The sequence below is a fragment of the Rhodococcus sp. B10 genome (genome assembly GCF_011770055.1).
Taxonomy (GTDB): Bacteria; Actinomycetota; Actinomycetes; order Mycobacteriales; family Mycobacteriaceae; genus Rhodococcoides; species Rhodococcoides kyotonensis_B.
The window spans coordinates 267,328-283,294 of record NZ_JAAFYV010000001.1; the positions used below are offsets into that span (position 1 = coordinate 267,328).

The window sequence follows — 15,967 nt, forward strand, 5'->3', positions numbered from 1 at the left end:
GCACTCGGCTCTAGCGAAGCTTCGTCAGAGGAGCCAGCAGTTTCCCGACGTCGCTCAGAGTGGCCACTGCGTGACATCGTTCGGCCAACTCGTCGACTCGATCGTCGGTGAGCAACGCGCCCGCATTGGCTCTGAACTTGGCCGTCACTTCGTCGAAGGACAACGGACGTTCCGGTCCCCCGCGCGTCGTGAGTACCTCCTCCACAACAGTCGACCCATCGGTCAACGTTGCCGTGAGTACCGCAGGGAACTGATGCGGGAAGATCGCGTCGCACCGCTCGTCGGGAACGACGTCCACCTTGGCCATCAGCGCTCGACGGTCCGTCGACCGGGCCAAGTCGTCGGAATAGTCTTCCAGCGCCGCACCGAGACCACCACCGCCGAACAGCCCGACCGCCACCGCGTACGGTCCGCTGAACTGCGCCATGTAGCCGGTTTCCGGAGCTCGCTTGACCTCGATGGGTTCGCCGATCGTCCGCAGATTGGCGGCAGGAACACCGAGCACCAGTTTGTCGATGTCGTCAGCAGTGATACCGCGTTCACGGAGCGCTGCACCCGCGTCCACTGCGGCATGCGTGAAATGGTTCGCCGGGTAGGGCTTGAAGAAGATACCTGGCACAGCCCACTGCGCGCCCAAACCGTCGACGATCTCGGACGCGCGGGGAGCCTCGTGGAGCCACGCCTGGTAGAACCCGAACCGGCCCTCGAGGACGGTCGGAGGGCCTGTGATGCCATGTCGCGCAAGTCCGGCCGCCGACACTGCGGAGTGCGCCGCCCAGCCGCAGTGCAATCGTTTCACCGTGCCGCCCGTACGGTTCGCTTCGATGATTCCCGACGCCATCGATGCAGTGATACCGAGTGCATCGACAATTCGACCTTCCGATGCGCCACCGATCACCGCGGCCGCGACGGCTCCTCCCATCGCCCCGCAGATCGACGTCGCATGCTGGCCGTGTTCGAAGAAGACCGAGTTCTTCGTCTCCGGGTCGAAGCCGGCCATGCCCAACCGGACACAGACTTCGAGCCCGATGGCGATGCCGCGCACCAGAGCCCTGCCATCTGCCCCATGCTGCTGCGCCGCCGCGAGCGCCGCGGGCACGACGCTCGCGCTCGGATGCAGAATCGAAGGAAGGTGGGTGTCGTCGAAATCGAGAGAGTGCGCCAGCACGCCGTTGACGAACGCTGCCAACGGTGCTGGAAGCGCCTCTTCGACACCGACCGCATACGCCGTCGCCGCACCTCCCTGCTCGGCAGCCCACGCGATCGCAGCGCGGCTGGTGTCGAGTTCGGTTGCAGCGATAGCGATTCCGAGTGTGTCGAGGACACGCATTCCGACACTCGCGACGACGTCGGCCGGCAACGTGTCGAACGTCGTATCGACGGCAAAGCGCGCAAGATGCTGCGCCAGTGTCGGTTCGGTCATGCCGACTTCACCGCCAAGGGGCGAACGGGCGACCCGGTGGCGCCGAAGATGTTCAACGGAACGAGCAGAAACGTGAACTCGTACATCTTCTGCGCTGCCAGTTCCTCGAGGTCCAGTGCTTCGATGATGTAGATCCCGCTCTCCACCAACAGGACTCGATGCGCGGGTAGAAGTGCGTGCCCACCACCGGGCGCCAATCGTTCGAACGCGATGGTGTCTGCGCCGGCTGCGTGCACCTTCTTCTGCGACAGCCATTGTGCGCCCGCCTTGCTGACGCCCGGAACGCCCGAGGGGCCGCCGACATACGCCTGACCTTCGGAGAACAACTGGCCCCATCCGCTGCGGATCAGTACGACGTCGCCCTCGGCGATCTCGACTCCTTCGGCCTCGCATGCCGCGTCGAGATCGGCGACGGTGATCTCGTATCCGCCGTCGCATCGTTCGACGCCGAGAAGCCCGGGGATGTCCAGCAATACACCGCGTCGAATCATCGGCGAGATCGTGTGCACACCGTGTTCGACGTACTTGCCGCCCAGGCAGGACTGCCCCGCGTCGGCGCCGCCGTGCAGCTTGCCGTCGTGCGACACGTGAGCCAGGGCGTCGATGTGGGTGCCGACGTGCGTTCCGGTGGTGATCATGTCGTTCGCCGCGCTGCCGCCGTCCGACCGCGTCATGTCGCCGTGCCGTCTGGGCAAAGTGTGCCAGAACTGCGGGTGATTGGGCGACTGCGGCATACCCACCCGCAACTGTCTACCCAGGTCGACGAACTGCACCCCGGCCTGCACGGCCTGGAGGAGTTGATCGGACATTGCACGTCTCCTTCGTCTGCTTCGCGATGCTGTACCGAGTTGTGCCGTTCCGCTGAAAGAAACGATCTGACAAGCGAGGCTGCGGTGTGAGTCACACTATCATTGCAGGCATTCCTGGCGTGACGCGTTGACCAACCACGCTGCGGTCTCTACTGTGCGACGCATGCCGGAGCACAGATCGTTCCGCTCAGAGGAACACACCGCCCGCGTCGCGTCGCTCGCACGAACCGTCTGCGAACTTCGAGACGAGGCCCTGCCGACGCCACTCGCCGATCGCGCACGCTCGATCCTTCTCGATCTGTTCGGCGTCACGATCGCAGGAGCGCGCACGGCCGAGCTACGCGCGTTGTCGTCGGCCTGGCGCTCCGAAGCGGGTTCGGTCTCTCCGCTCGGAACGACCGTCGGTACCACCGCGGCGACCGCGGCCGAATTGGACGCCATCGCGTCCTGCTGTCTCGAACTCGACGAAGGCAACAAGTACGCCGCAGGGCACCCGGCCGCGCATGTCGTCCCGGCGGCCGTCGCTGCGGCGAGGCTGTCCGACACTCCCGTCGACGGGCGGGCGTTTCTTGCTGCAGTGGTCGGCGGGTACGAGGTTGCGGCCCGGTTCGGCCACGCACTGACCCGCGACCCCAGGTGGCATACCCACGGTCACTGGGGTGCGACGGGAGCAGCTGCAGCTGCCGCGTCCATCTGGGGCGCGGACGCCGAGTGCGTGGCAGGCGCGATCGATTCGGCATCGGCATTGGTACACGTGGCCCCGTGGGGCGTCGTGCTGGACGGAAACTTCAGTCGGAACCTGTGGATAGCAGGCGCCGTCCGAGCCGGACTCGACGCGGCACGTCTGTCGAGCGCAGGACTCGTGCGCAATTCCGGTGCAATCGAACACAGCCTCGGCGACATCGTGGGAACCCTCGATCTCGATGTGCTGACGGACGATCTCGACGACCGTTGGCTGCTGCTCCACGGCTACGCCAAGCGTCACGCCAGTTGTTCCTACACGCACGCCGCGATCGATTCGGTGCAGAGCATCAAAGCCGGTGCAACCTGGACCGCCGATGATGTCGAAACGGTTCGCGTGCAGACGCATTCACTTGCGGAGCCTCTGTTTCGGCGACACCCGGTCACTCGCCTCGGAGCTATGTTCTCCCTCCCTTTCGTCGTGTCCGCTGCCTTCGTCACCGACGACATCGACGCCGACGCGCTCGACCCGGGCGGTTCGGTGTTTCCCGACGCGGAACGGTTCAGCAGTCGAGTGGAGGTCAGCGCGTCCGACGAGCTCGACGCGCTCCTGCCACACCGCAGAGCTGCCGAGGTGACGGTGACACTCCGCAGCGGCGAGGAAATCGGCGCGTCGACGCCCAACCCCGTCGGCGACGTCGACCATCTTCCGATGACCTACGACGACATTCACCGCAAGATCACCAGGCTGATCGGCACCGATGCGGATCGTCTTGCACGCGTCGTCGAAGGAATCCCCGAATCCCGCGACGTCGTGGCGCTGTTGTCCGACATTCAGTGAAGCAACTGCCGTGCGTGTGCTGCGGCCCTCTCCCCCGCCCGCACTGCACCGTCGATGTACCCGTTCCACACGTCGGACTGCTCGGTCCCGGCCCACACGAGCCTGCCGGTTCCGTGCGAATGCCCGTGGGTGGCGGTCAGAACGCCCGGCGCGACGCTCGGGATGCATCCTTCGATGTAAGGTTCTGCGCGCCAATCGACTTCGGTGAAGTAGGTGGGGTGTCGCGCCTCGTCGCCGAAGAGCTCGGCGAAACATTCGAGGACGCCGACGCGTCGCACATCCGGGTCCTGTATCTGCTCGATCGTCGGCGACGCGGGATGATCGGACACCGTCCCAGCGACGAAGGCCGACAGCACGCCCACTCGATCGTCGGCGGGTGAGTTGTCGAACACCACCGGTGCCGGACCGACGTCGGACACCGCTTGGCCGTTGAACCCGCGCGCACGCCAGAACGGCGTCGGATAGACGGCGTGCACCTTGATGCCGGAGTACTGCGCACTGAGCGCAATTCGGTCCCGCTCGATGGGCGGCAGTTCGGGCACCATGTCGATGTGTCCACGGTCGATGGGGCACATCGCCACGACGACCGCCGACGCTCGAAATTCGTGCCCTGCTGCCCGCACCGTCGCGGTGTTCGCGTCCCATTCGATCTGCTTCGCGGGCGTCTCGAGCAAGACACGACCGGGCATCCGGTCGGCGAGCGAGGTCGAAATGGATTGAGCGCCGGTGATCAGGCGTCGGTCCTGGGCACCCCCACGCACCCCGATCAACCGAAGCAGACCTCCTGCGCTGCGAATGTGTTGCAGCACACCGAGAAGCGACAGATCGCGCGGATCGCCGCCCAGCGTCAACGCGGAGACTGCATCGAAAATGTGCCTCGCTGCGACGGTCCGCGTGTGCTCGGTCAACCATTCGTCGAACGTCGTCCGGTCAAGGCCTGCAGCTCGCGCCGACGTCCACGGCCGTTCCCTGTTCACCCGGGCTGCCAGCATCTGCAGCCTCGTGATCGCGATCGAAAGGTCGAGCGTGACGAGCGGCCATTCGAACGGAACCCCGACACGGCTCGTGGACGTACGTCCGCGCAGACGAAAGACAGTGCGTCCGTGAGTGTAGGTCGGCGTGGTCTCCAGACCGAGTTCGTCGATCAACTGCAGAACGGCAGTCTGTCCCGGACCGAACCATTGCCCACCCCCTTCCAGCAGGACGCCGTCGGGCGAACGGACGGTGCGAGTACGACCTCCGACCCGGTCGGAAGCCTCGAGCACCAACGCGTCGATCCCGGCCTGCTGCAGTCGATACGCGCACGTCAGACCGGATACCCCAGCACCGATGACAAGAACTCGGCTGTCGTTCATGATGCACTCACCCCCGTGAATCGTCGGTTGAAACGCCTGGCTGCTTCTCGTGCGACGTACGTCAGTTCGGCGGACTCGTCGCCGTCCGAGTCGACGAAATACAGGTCGAGCGCAGCTGCGACGCCGGGTTCGCGCCGCCCCAAGATCGCGAGCCCGTCCTCGATCTCGACCAACAATTTCGTACATCGGTGCGCTGAACCCCGGTTGGGTAACGGACCGTCGATTTCCGGGTAGAGCCCGACGAGGAACGCATGCAGGCGACCGAGCATGTCGACCGTGTCGCGGTAGCGCCGACGCCGGTACAGCCATCCCCCGACGCCGAGCACCACCAGGCCTGCCAGGCCGGACGTCGCGAACACGATCAGCAACGCAAGTGCAACCACGTCGGTCGTGCCCTGCGGTGAACGGCCCACTCCGATCACCGAGGACCAGTGCGACAGCGGACGCCAGATGCCGTACGCGACCGCGGCACAGCTCCCAGCACTGACCAGCACCGCGGACCACCAGAGCATTCGGCTACCGGAAGACAGTAGTCGAGGACCGAGAAGCATTGCGCCCGCGCCGAATCCGAACGCGAATGCCAGACCGATCGCGGTCCAGTACGCCGCTTCGACCACCGACCCACTTGGGGCTCCGAGCACCACGATGGGCTTTCCCGACGCGTCGGCGACGAGCGACATCGCAGCTGCGAACGTCGCAAGCGCGACGTACGAGATCCACAGCACGCGCACGCGCCCGCCTTTCTCACCCGAGACGACCAACCGCCACTGCAGGAGAAGAGCACACGTGGCCAACGTGCAGACGTCGGCCGACACTCGGGGAAGGGCCGTCCACGGTCCTGTCGGCATGTCCATTGCGTACGAATCGAAGATCGACGACGCTGCACCGAACAGCAGGGCGAGACCCGGCAGTCGCGACGAACCGTGCCTCTCTGCCCACGACACGAACGCCACACCGAGCGCGGCGTAACACAGGGCGGACACGACGAAGAGCGCTACGACCGTCATCGCATACGCTCCCTCACCAGTGCGTGCGCACCGGGTGAGTGAGCGAAGCCCACAGGCGGCCCGCCGCGGTCACTTCCGTGTTCGACTCGAGAATGCGCCGCAGCGTCGCTCGTGCGAACAACTCGGCATCACGCTCGGGACCGGTCGTGAAATCTGTACGACGCGCCGAGCATCGAAAGTTCGCCACTGCGTCGGGCATCAGGACCGAGAACTCGATCGGTTCGACGTCGTCGCCACGAGCGCTGTCGTGCCCGAGAATCACGTGTCCGACCTCGTGCAGGATCGTGTTCAATCGCGCGAGCCGCGGCAAGACCTGATCGTGGACGATGACATCGCTTGCCTCGGAACGAAACAACGCACCGGCGACGCCGTACGGCAGCGCTGCTGACTCGACTCGCAATGGACGTCCGGTCACGGCGGTGACCTCGTCGCACAAGCGATCGATCGAGAACGGATCCGGAACCGACATTCCGCGAAGCAGTCGCTGCCGACGCAGATGCTTCATCGCTGCTCGTCCCCCTCCCCCGGATCCGCGGGCAACCCCTCCTTGATACGCATGAATCGGATGAAATCGATCACCTCGGACAGACGCGTCTCGGACAGATCGACCATACGGTGCGCCGCGGCGTGTATTCCGGGACTCGACTGCAGCCGCAGATAATCGATTTCCTGGACACCCCGCTCGTACACGTCACGGTCGGTGAAGAACCTGATGTCCACACCGAACGCACGTGCCAGGCCCTCGGTATGACGCAACGACGGATTCTCCTTGACGCCGCTGCGAAGTTGGTAGAGATACGCCTCGGAAATCGGATAACCGAAATCGGTGCTGCGACGCGCGATTTCGGACACCGACCACCGACCTCCGGACGCCGAGGGCAATTTACGGAAGAGATGGTCGAGGCGGGCGGCGAAACTGTCTCCGTTCGCATCCGAGTTCGTACTCATGTGGCCCTGCACTGTTCGTAGTCGTTCGGTGGACGTTCGGTAAATTGCCACAGCATAGCTCGCAACTGTGGCACTCACCACAATTCCGCGGCAATACGCTCTGACCAGGCGCAACGCGCTGACCAACCCGGCGAAATACCCACCGCACCCGACGTACATCTGTACTACAGCACAGTGCTGCAGTAGATTTCTGCCCGCTCCAGCGGACGCGGTTCTCGCGTCCGTCCATTGTGTAGACGGGGGTTATACACATGTCTAGTTCGTCTCGGCTGTTCGGCGTGAGCCACCTGGCGGAGTTGCCGGAGTTGGTTCGCGGAACGTTTCGAGAAGCCATCCGCATCATCGTCTGGACGACCGTTTTCGCGCTCCGCTACTACACGCGCCCGAAACGACTCAGAAGCGACGAGTTCATGGCGGGTCTACTCCGAGGATTCCTGCTTCGGATGGGTCCGCTGTACATGAAGGCAGGACAGGTGCTCGGAACGCAGTCCGGGCTGCTGTCCAAAGATGCGACCGATCGATTCCGGTCCTTCTTCGCCGATCTGCCACCGATGAGCACGCCGGAACTGCGTGAAGTGCTCGACGAGCATTTCGGACGTCCGGTCACGGCCGTGTTCGCCGAATTCGATTGGGCACCCATCGCCGTCGGTTCGGTCGCCCAGGTTCACAAGGCCCGGCTGGCCACCGGTCAAGACGTCGCGATCAAGGTCGTCAAGGCGGGTGTCGACCTGCGGCTGCGCACCAGTGCGTGGGTCATCGGGCGCCTCGCTGCCATCGCCCACCGCGCATCGTCACGAGCACGCAGCTACGACTTGCCCGGGCACTTCGCCGAACTTCGCCCTCTGCTGACCGGTCAGACCGACATGGTGGCCGAAGCTGCCCGCCAGAACGAACTCGCGGAGAACTTCCGCAGCCACCCGCATCTGCGCGTACCCGCCACGGTGGATCATCTGACGGGCCGCAAGGTTCTCGTCATGGAGTTCGTGCACGCGACGCCGGGCCCGGACTTCGAAACCGTGAAGTTCCCGCGACCGGAGATCGCCCGCCGTCTGCAGGACGCGTTCTATGCGATGTCGTACTTTCACGGCTTCTTCCACGTGGACCCGCACCCGGGCAATCTGATGTTCACGGACGAGGGGAAGATCATCGCGCTGGACTTCGGTCTGGTCGGCCGCCTCGACGAGAACGACAAATGGAATCTCGCGTCCTTCTACTACGCGTGTGTCAAGGGTCAGTGGGAGCTCGCCGTCGAGCGATGCACACGTGCGTTCGTCGCCGACCCCAGCCTTCTGGACGATCACCGAGCGGAATACGACGCGAAGCTGGAGGTCGTTCTTCGCCGCCACTTCGAGGAGACGTCGGCCCGCTGGTCGACGATGTCCTTCTTCGACGACGCGACCCGGCTGCTCCGCGAGTACAACGCTCGTGTCTCGACACGATTCTCGTTGCTGGCCTTAGCCTTTCTGACGGGTGAGGGTTTCATCTCGCAGATCGATCCCGACATCGACATCTGGGCGAACGGGCGCACCTTCACCGATCGCTTCTCGCCGTACATGAGCGAAGAAGTCGCCGAGCAGTTCGATCGCGAGATCGGCGACCGGATTCCGAAATCCATGGCCGAGAAGCGCGATCCGGATCGTCGCCTGATCGCGCCGACCCACCTCGATCGGTTCGCACTGCCGAGCGCTTTCCCACTTCTCGTCAAGTCGGCGCAGGGAAGCGTCCTCTCCGACGTCGACGGCAACGACTACATCGACCTGTCGTGCGGATACGGCCCTCACATCCTCGGTTACGCGCATCCAGTGCAGACTGCGGCAATCGCCGAGGCCGCAACCGCGGGCTCGATCAACGCTCTCGGCAACGAGCCCGAGATCGCACTGGCACGGCAGTTGTCCGACGCGTTCGGCTCCGATAACCGTGTCATTCTGTCGAATTCGGGCACCGAAGCCGTCCAGATGGCAGTCCGACTCGCTCGTGCGTACACCGGAAAACAACGTGTGGCCAAGTTCGAAGGTCACTACCACGGTTTCTCCGATCAGGGACTCGTCAGTTCGTGGTTCCGCTACAGCGGTAGCGCCGACCGCCCGGAGCCGACGGGAACTGCAGGCATGGCGGCGTCGACCGTCTCGGAAACCCTTGTGCTCCAGTACGGAGAACGTGGATCGATCGACCGGCTCGTCGAATCCGCGTCCGACATCGCATGCGTTCTCGTCGAACCGATGCCGACGGCGATGGCTTCGTACGATCGTGCATTTCTCGAGGATCTGCGTCGCGCATGCGACACGCACCGCATCGTTCTGATCTTCGACGAGGTGGTCACCGGATTCCGCGTCGCATATGGCGGCGTACAGACGCTCGCCGGCATTCGTCCGCACCTGACATGCCTCGGGAAGATCATCGGCGGTGGCCTTCCGTGTGGGGCCGTCGTCGGTGATGTCGACGTCGTGTCCATGGCGAAGACTACCGAGGACCCGTTCGTCGACATCGAACGCCAGGCATTCCTCGGCGGCACCATGAGTGGCAACTCGATCACCGCCGCAGCAGGGTCGGCGACGCTGGCGTACCTCGACGAGAACCGAGAGATCTACGACGACCTCGAGCGCAGGACGGACTGGCTCACCGACGAACTGCGGGATCGCGCAGCGGGACTGTCCGTGCCGTTGTCGGTCAAGGGGTTTCGGTCGATCTTCTCGTTGACGTTCGACTACGCCAAGCCCAAGCGCGTCCGAGATCGGCTGGCGGGCTCCAACATCAAGGCCAACATCGCGCTGGCGTACTACATGCGTCGACACGGGGTGTACATGCCCGAACTGCACACGATGTTGCTGAGCGCAGCGCATTCCGACACCGACATGAAGGTCGTGGCGGAGGCGTTCGGAAACAGCGTGTCCGACATGTCCGCAGCCGGCTTCTTCGCCACCTAGATCGCAGGCGATCCGTGAACAACCATGTGACGTCGACTGTTTCGGTCGCGGCGGCCCCACCTGTCTCGCTTCTCGACAGGTGGGGCCGCGCGGTCGCCCGCCGTGCCCGCTTCGTTCTGGTCCTCGCCGCGCTCGTACTCGCGGTGGCGGGTGTGTCGGCAGCGACGATCGAGCAGAAACTCGGTGCACCGGACTACACCGTCGAAGGATCTCAGTCAGCGGCGGTCGAGCAGGACCTCGCACGCATGTTCCCTGCGCTCGGTAGCGAACAACAGGCAGTCGTGTTCGTAGCAGAGGACCCCGAGACGACCGTCGACGATCCCTTCTTTCGCGCTGCCGTCGAGCGGGTGATACGTCCTGTTCGTGAGCACTCTTCCGTCGCATCGGTGATCACGCCGTACGATGCGGCCGGCCAGGGTCAGGTCGCGGCGAGCGGTACCGTCGCCTACGTGGCGGTCGCCATGGACGGCGGACCTCCCGATCGCGCGCGGGCAAGCCGAGAACTCCAGGAGACCGTGTCGAAGTACGGGGCGGGGACCGGCGTCACCGCAGTCCTCACGGGTGCGTCGGCTCTGTCCAACGATCTGGCCGACGTCGAGGTCGCCGACCAGCAGACCGCCGAGATCATCGGCCTTCCCGTCGCTCTCGTGGTACTGCTGTTCGTCCTCGGAGCTTTCGTTGCCGCCGCGGTACCACTCGCGGCTGCGGGCGCTGCCGTCGTCCTGTGCACGGGCGTTCTGGCCGCGTTGACGTCGATCTTCCCTCTGAGTCAGTTCGTACTCGTCATCGCGACCGTGCTCGGCCTCGGTGTCGGCATCGACTACGCGCTGTTCGTCGTCAGCCGCTTTCGTGAGGAACTCGCCACCGAGTCCGTCGAGGGAGCGGTGGGGCGTGCACTCGCGACGTCGGGCCGAACCGTCGTGACATCCGGCGCAATCGTCATCGTGTCCGTCGGCTCGCTGGCCATGATCGGCGCACATGTCTTCCGCGAAATAGCACTGGCGGCAGGCCTCGTCGTGTTCTGCGCGGTCGTCGTTGCCCTGACTGCATTGCCGGCTGGCCTCGCGCTGCTCGGCACACGCGTCGCGAAGGGGACACTTCCCGCGATGCTGCGTCCGAAAAAGTCCGACGGGTCATCGAGGCGATGGGAGGCGTGGGGCCGTGCGGTACTGCGCCGGCCGTTGGTCTTCGGAATTCCGGCCTTGCTGTTGCTGGCGTTGACGGCCGTCCCTGTGTTCAGGATCGAGCTCGGCATGGACCTCGGTTTGTCCTCGCTCCGTGACACACCGTCCGGCCACGGTCAGCACGTTCTGCAGGAGTCGTTCTCGGCGGGCAGCGTCGGCCCGGTCCAGATACTTGCGTGCGGGCGAGGTGCGACCGATGAGGCAGGCCTGAATTCACTCGCGGCCCTCACCCAGTCCGTAGGCAGCGACCCGGACGTCGCGTCGGTGGTGTCGTTGACATCCGTGCTTGACGATCAGTTCGGCGGTCACTCGCCCGCTGATCTGGAACGCCTCGTATCGGCGCCCACAGCAGCACCCATCGTCGACGCGCTCGTGGACACCGACCGCACGTGCTTCTACCTCCAGGCGGTGACCTCCGTTGCCATCGACTCGTCCGACGCGTCGGCGACAGTGGAACGAATACGCGGACTTGCGGACGAGAACGATCTCGACATACTCGTCGGGGGCGTGACCGCGCAGTACACAGACCTGGCGACCGTCACGGTCGACTCGCTCCCACTCGTCGTCGGCGTAGTGCTACTGATGTCGTTGGTGTATCTCGTCTTCGCGTTCCGCAGCATCTTTCTCCCGGTGAAGGCGGTCGTGTTGAACGTTCTCGCGACGTCATCCGCGCTCGGTGCCACCGTCGCGATGTTCCAGTGGGGTTGGGGCCAAGGAATTTTGGGCTTCGACAGCCCTGGGACGGTGCAGGCGTTCATTCCGGTCGCGCTGTTCGTCCTCCTCTTCGGACTGTCGATGGACTACGAAGTGTTCCTCGTGGAACGTATGCGTGAGGAGTGGCAGAAGACGAACGACAACGACCATGCCGTGCTGACGGCCCTCTCGCGTGGAGGTCCTCAGATCACGGCAGGCGCAACTATCATGGTCGCGGTCTTCGGCGCCCTCGTCGTGGGCGACGTACTCGAAGTCAAACAGTTCGGCTTCGGGCTCGCGATCGCGGTGCTTCTCGACGCCACCCTGGTGCGCATGGTCGTCGTGCCCGCCGCGATGGCGGTCGCCGCGTCGGCGAACTGGTGGTTCCCCGGACGGCGTCGACGGGCCGACCTGGCTGCCGAGCCGTCGGACACTCGGGAGCTGGCAGACGCGTCGGGAAGCCGTTGACGACAGCTCGGTAATCTGGACCCGTGACGTTCATCAAGCTGTGCGGGTTTCGCGATCGGTCGACCCTCGACGTCGCGCTGTCGTTGGACGTGGATGCGATCGGCTTCGTCTTCGTACGAAGCCCACGGCAGATCTCGGTCGAGGATGCGCGGCCTCTCGTCGAGCTGACGCGTGGCCGCGCCGAGCCGGTGGGCGTGTTCAAGGGCGCGACCGTCTCCGACATACTCGCGACGGCGTCCGACGCCGGATTGCACACGGTGCAGGTGCACGACCTCGCAGGAAGTGACGACGTCTCACGCCTGCACGACGCCGGGCTCACGGTGTACCGCGCAGTTACAGCCGGAGCCGACTACACCTCGATCGGCGAGGACGATCTGTTGATCGACGGCTCGACAGCCGGCGCGGGCGAGGCGTGGGACTGGGATCGTCTGGAGCGTCCGGATCGTCCGTGGATCCTCGCGGGCGGGCTCGGCGTCGAGAACGTTCGTGAAGGCATCGCGGCGACCGGAGCAGCAGGCGTCGACGTCTCCAGCGGGATCGAGTCGTCGCGCGGAGTCAAGGACGCACGATTGATCGAGCGGTTCGTCGCCGAGGTTCGGCGGTAGGAACGAAGCCCGGGCAGGCATCGATGGTCCGTGGCAACCGTCTATCGGCTGCCACGGACCATCGATGCCACTGCCGGGTGGGCAGATTCGGATCAGCCCGCGGCCGGCGGAGCTCCCATCCCACCTGCCGGAGGCTGGCCGCCACCCGGAGCACCCGCTCCGGCGCTCGGGGCACCAGCTCCACTGCCAGGGGCACCTGCTCCGCCGCCGGGACCTGATCCTGCCTGCTGCGTCGCGCTACCCGCGTAGTCGTTCGTCGGATCGCGGTAGATGGTGTGCACGTGGCCCCATCCCGACGTCGTGACGCCCGAGACGTCGGCACCCGCCGAACCCTGCTGGGCTGCGAACTCGATGTAGACATCGGGTCCGGAGATCTGGAAGTAGATGCCGTCACCCTGGCTCATGTCGTACGTCGTCGCACCCGACCAGTTCACGTAGGTGGTGTCGAGCGTCGCCTCGATCTTCGCGAGTGCGTCCGACATCGTTTGTTCGTCGGCCAGACCTGCCCAGTTGGCGATGACCTCGAGGAGGAGCTGCTTCTGCTCGTCCTCGAGGTCGGCACCGGAAATCCCTGTGCCCGTTGGGTAGTCGCACGTGCTGCCAGGTGCGCACACCATATTTGCGACACTGGTTCCCTGATACGACGTCGCTTTCTGCTCGTCGGTCAGACTGTCGTAGAACGCGAATGCATCGGTGTAGATACCGTCGAACGGCTGCACCTCGTTGCCGTCGGCGTCGGTATAGACGGCGGGCTGAATTCCCAGGTGAGTCGGCGCGAATGTCACGGAGTCCTCGGCGCCGTCGAGGGTTGCGTTGATCCCGAGGTGGTGGCCGCCGAACTGGACTTCCCAGGCACTCGAATCGGAAGGATCGCCGAAGAACGCGATGTAGTACTGTCCCAGCGATTCCTCGGTCGAACTGCTGTTCTCGTGAAGATACTCGTCACCACCCATGATGCCGGTGACCGTCTCGTATCCCTCGTCGCTGAGCAGCGCCTCGAGCACGTTCAGCGCCGCAGCCTTCTGCTCGTCCGTCAGATCGGCCAGGTTCAGCCCCGCTCGATCGACGAAGGCGACCGGGAAGTTGGACCACGACGTCGTCTTCGTCTCGTCGTCGAAGGCGTACGTGACCTGCTCACGCTGCTCGTCGGACAGTGTAGCCAGAAATGCTTCGGCGGCTTCCGTTGTGGCGGAGATCGTTTCGGCCGTCGTGGACGCGTCGGTAGAAGTGGCGGTGGTGGCCGTCTGCGACGTGGAGACCTGCTGTGCTGCGGCCGTCGTCGTCGCGGCGTCGGTGGCGTCGCTCGCGCAGCCGCCGAGAAATAGGCCGCCGACGAGGACCAGCGAGGTCACGGCAACTTTGCCTCGTGTGCGACGAGTCGCGGAAGAACTTCGAATCATCATGTGGAGGACGATATTTGCCGTTCCTGCAAGAACCCTGTGAGCCAGCTGGATGCCAGCCGGGAGTTCGGCAGCGTCGTCGGACCCAGAATCGGACGGTAATGTTACGCTGCCCTAACTTCAGACATCGGTAAGGGGCAGCAGTTGCGGATTCACACGTGGATGGCGAGTACGAGCATAGGGTTGCTGGCGGTAGCACTGGTGTCGTGCAGCGCCGACACCGATCGAGACGCGTCGAGCGACGGTTCCGTCACCATCGAGCACATCTTCGGCAGCACGACGATCGACGAGACGCCGAAACGCATTGTGACACTCGGGGTTTCCGATGCCGACGCAGCCATCGCCCTCGGCACGGTCCCAGTCGGCAACACCGGCTACTCGTTCTACGAGACAGGACTCGGCCCATGGACCGACGAGGCGGTCGGTGACGCACCGCTCACCCTGATCGACTCGGACTCCGAACCGAACCTCGAGCAAATTGCCGAACTTGCTCCAGATCTCATCGTCGGTATCAACGCCGGTTTCGACGAGGACGTCTACAGGAAACTCTCCGACATCGCGCCGACGATCGCGCGCCCCGCGGGCACCGCGGCGTACACGGTCAGCAGGGAGGACGCGACATCCACCATCGCAACCGCCCTCGGCGTCCCTGAACGCGGTGACGAATTGAACCGCGAGACAACCGAATTACTGAGCCAGGCCAAGTCGGACCATCCTGAATTCGCAGACATGACCGGCGTCGCCGTACTCCCCTACGACGGTCAGTACGGCGCGTTCCTGCCAGGAGACGCACGCGGGCAGTTCCTGAACTCGCTGGGCCTCGACACACCCGAGGCCATCACCAGCCAGGACACCGGCGACAGCTTCTTCGTCCCCGTGTCGGCGGAGAACATCGGAATGCTCGACGCCGACGTCGTCCTGTTCCTGAGCACCGACCAAAACGTCGACGTCGTCGCCGAGAACCCTTTGTTCGGTACTTTGCGTGCGGCCCGACAGAACAACGTCATCGCGACGTCGATCGATCAGCGCGGGGCGATCACGTACAACTCGGTCCTGTCGATTCCCTACGCCATCGACACGTTGGTTCCGCGGATCAACACGGACTGATCGCGTACACGGCGGCGCCGACGACACGCCTGCAGCTGAGGCGTTTTTGATGGATTCGAGGCTGTCGAATTCTGCCCCTGGTGGCCCAGAATGTGAGTTACTTCGTTGTCGGCGCTATCCCGCCCGGCGAAGCACGAGGGCTACCCGGGGAGGCGACAGCAATGGAAGAACACCTGTCTCCGACGACTGCCGAGTCGCCAGGCACCGGTGCTGTCGACACCGTTGCGAGTCGGACCAACTCGTCTGCGATGCCGACCTGGGTTCATTCGATCGCCCTGCGGCACTGGCATGCCGTACCTGTCTATTTCCAGCTCGCGACGCAACTGCGAGACCTACACGAACAGGGCGTCATCACTGCCGGCGAACAGCTTCCGCAGCTGCACAGGCTCGCGTCGTGGGTCGGCGTCGGCAAGAAGACCGTTCGCTCCGCCGTCGCCGTTCTCGTGGACGACCGGTTACTGCACCGCAGCGGTGACGATTTTCGCTTCGCCTAGATCCGCAACTCGGGTAGCGCGCCCCGGG

The 15,967-nt window shown here is 64.6% G+C and carries 13 protein-coding genes; 6 read left to right on the forward strand and 7 right to left on the reverse strand.

Annotated features, from left to right (window positions below; all coding sequences use genetic code 11):
• Nucleotides 1-10 precede the first annotated feature (10 nt).
• Both RhoFasB10_RS00930 and RhoFasB10_RS00935 read right to left on the reverse strand, forming a co-directional pair.
• Entirely contained in the window at nt 11-1,423 is a 1,413-nt protein-coding gene (locus RhoFasB10_RS00930; protein ID WP_167674712.1) for an MmgE/PrpD family protein, read from the reverse strand.
• Complete coding sequence (locus tag RhoFasB10_RS00935) at nt 1,420-2,232, reverse strand: cyclase family protein (protein ID WP_068431704.1); 813 nt, start codon at nt 2,230-2,232, stop codon at nt 1,420-1,422. The genes RhoFasB10_RS00930 and RhoFasB10_RS00935 overlap by 4 nt, the downstream gene beginning before the upstream one ends.
• Before the next feature lie 163 nt (nt 2,233-2,395).
• Between RhoFasB10_RS00935 and RhoFasB10_RS00940 the strand changes: the two genes are divergently transcribed.
• Nucleotides 2,396-3,754 carry an MmgE/PrpD family protein gene (locus RhoFasB10_RS00940; protein ID WP_068431707.1) on the forward strand — a complete coding sequence of 453 codons (1,359 nt, stop codon included), beginning with the start codon at nt 2,396-2,398 and terminating at the stop codon, nt 3,752-3,754.
• Here the strand turns inward: RhoFasB10_RS00940 and RhoFasB10_RS00945 are convergent.
• Genes RhoFasB10_RS00945 through RhoFasB10_RS00960 form a run of 4 tightly spaced genes read right to left on the reverse strand, consistent with a single transcriptional unit; the run spans nt 3,748 to nt 7,064 of the window.
• Nucleotides 3,748-5,109 (reverse strand): NAD(P)/FAD-dependent oxidoreductase, encoded by a 1,362-nt coding sequence (locus tag RhoFasB10_RS00945; protein ID WP_068431710.1) that lies wholly within the window; start codon nt 5,107-5,109, stop codon nt 3,748-3,750. The genes RhoFasB10_RS00940 and RhoFasB10_RS00945 overlap by 7 nt on opposite strands.
• The gene (locus RhoFasB10_RS00950) at nt 5,106-6,116 is read right to left on the reverse strand and encodes a hypothetical protein (RefSeq protein WP_068431712.1); all 1,011 of its coding nucleotides are present in this window, start codon (nt 6,114-6,116) and stop codon (nt 5,106-5,108) included. Before RhoFasB10_RS00950 ends, RhoFasB10_RS00945 begins: the two co-directional genes overlap by 4 nt.
• Nucleotides 6,117-6,129: 13 nt before the next feature.
• Entirely contained in the window at nt 6,130-6,621 is a 492-nt protein-coding gene (locus tag RhoFasB10_RS00955) for a hypothetical protein (RefSeq protein WP_068431715.1), read from the reverse strand.
• Nucleotides 6,618-7,064, reverse strand: coding sequence for a hypothetical protein (locus tag RhoFasB10_RS00960; protein ID WP_068431718.1), 447 nt, complete (start codon nt 7,062-7,064; stop codon nt 6,618-6,620). Before RhoFasB10_RS00960 ends, RhoFasB10_RS00955 begins: the two co-directional genes overlap by 4 nt.
• Nucleotides 7,065-7,315: 251 nt before the next feature.
• Here RhoFasB10_RS00960 and RhoFasB10_RS00965 point away from each other — a divergent pair, with 251 nt between their 5' ends.
• From RhoFasB10_RS00965 to RhoFasB10_RS00975, 3 genes are read left to right on the forward strand one after another with little or no spacing between them, the layout of a single operon-like run.
• On the forward strand, nt 7,316-9,988 hold the full coding sequence (locus RhoFasB10_RS00965; RefSeq protein ID WP_068431721.1) for an aminotransferase class III-fold pyridoxal phosphate-dependent enzyme: 2,673 nt from the start codon (nt 7,316-7,318) through the stop codon (nt 9,986-9,988).
• A gap of 14 nt (nt 9,989-10,002) precedes the next feature.
• Nucleotides 10,003-12,333 carry an MMPL family transporter gene (locus RhoFasB10_RS00970; protein ID WP_167674714.1) on the forward strand — a complete coding sequence of 777 codons (2,331 nt, stop codon included), beginning with the start codon at nt 10,003-10,005 and terminating at the stop codon, nt 12,331-12,333.
• Between the two features lie 23 nt (nt 12,334-12,356).
• A complete protein-coding gene (locus RhoFasB10_RS00975) occupies nt 12,357-12,938 on the forward strand; it encodes a phosphoribosylanthranilate isomerase (protein ID WP_068431727.1) in 582 nt (193 codons plus the stop codon).
• A gap of 92 nt (nt 12,939-13,030) precedes the next feature.
• On the opposite strand, the gene RhoFasB10_RS00980 is transcribed toward RhoFasB10_RS00975, so the two are convergent.
• Nucleotides 13,031-14,290 carry a DUF3500 domain-containing protein gene (locus RhoFasB10_RS00980; protein ID WP_254303667.1) on the reverse strand — a complete coding sequence of 420 codons (1,260 nt, stop codon included), beginning with the start codon at nt 14,288-14,290 and terminating at the stop codon, nt 13,031-13,033.
• Between the two features lie 210 nt (nt 14,291-14,500).
• On the opposite strand from RhoFasB10_RS00980, the gene RhoFasB10_RS00985 reads away from it, so the two are divergent.
• Together RhoFasB10_RS00985 and RhoFasB10_RS26760 are read left to right on the forward strand one after the other, a co-directional pair.
• Nucleotides 14,501-15,445 carry an iron-siderophore ABC transporter substrate-binding protein gene (locus RhoFasB10_RS00985; protein WP_068431732.1) on the forward strand — a complete coding sequence of 315 codons (945 nt, stop codon included), beginning with the start codon at nt 14,501-14,503 and terminating at the stop codon, nt 15,443-15,445.
• Nucleotides 15,446-15,525: 80 nt separating this feature from the next.
• Nucleotides 15,526-15,939 carry a GntR family transcriptional regulator gene (locus RhoFasB10_RS26760; RefSeq protein ID WP_157105435.1) on the forward strand — a complete coding sequence of 138 codons (414 nt, stop codon included), beginning with the start codon at nt 15,526-15,528 and terminating at the stop codon, nt 15,937-15,939.
• The last annotated feature ends 28 nt before the right edge of the window (nt 15,940-15,967 follow it).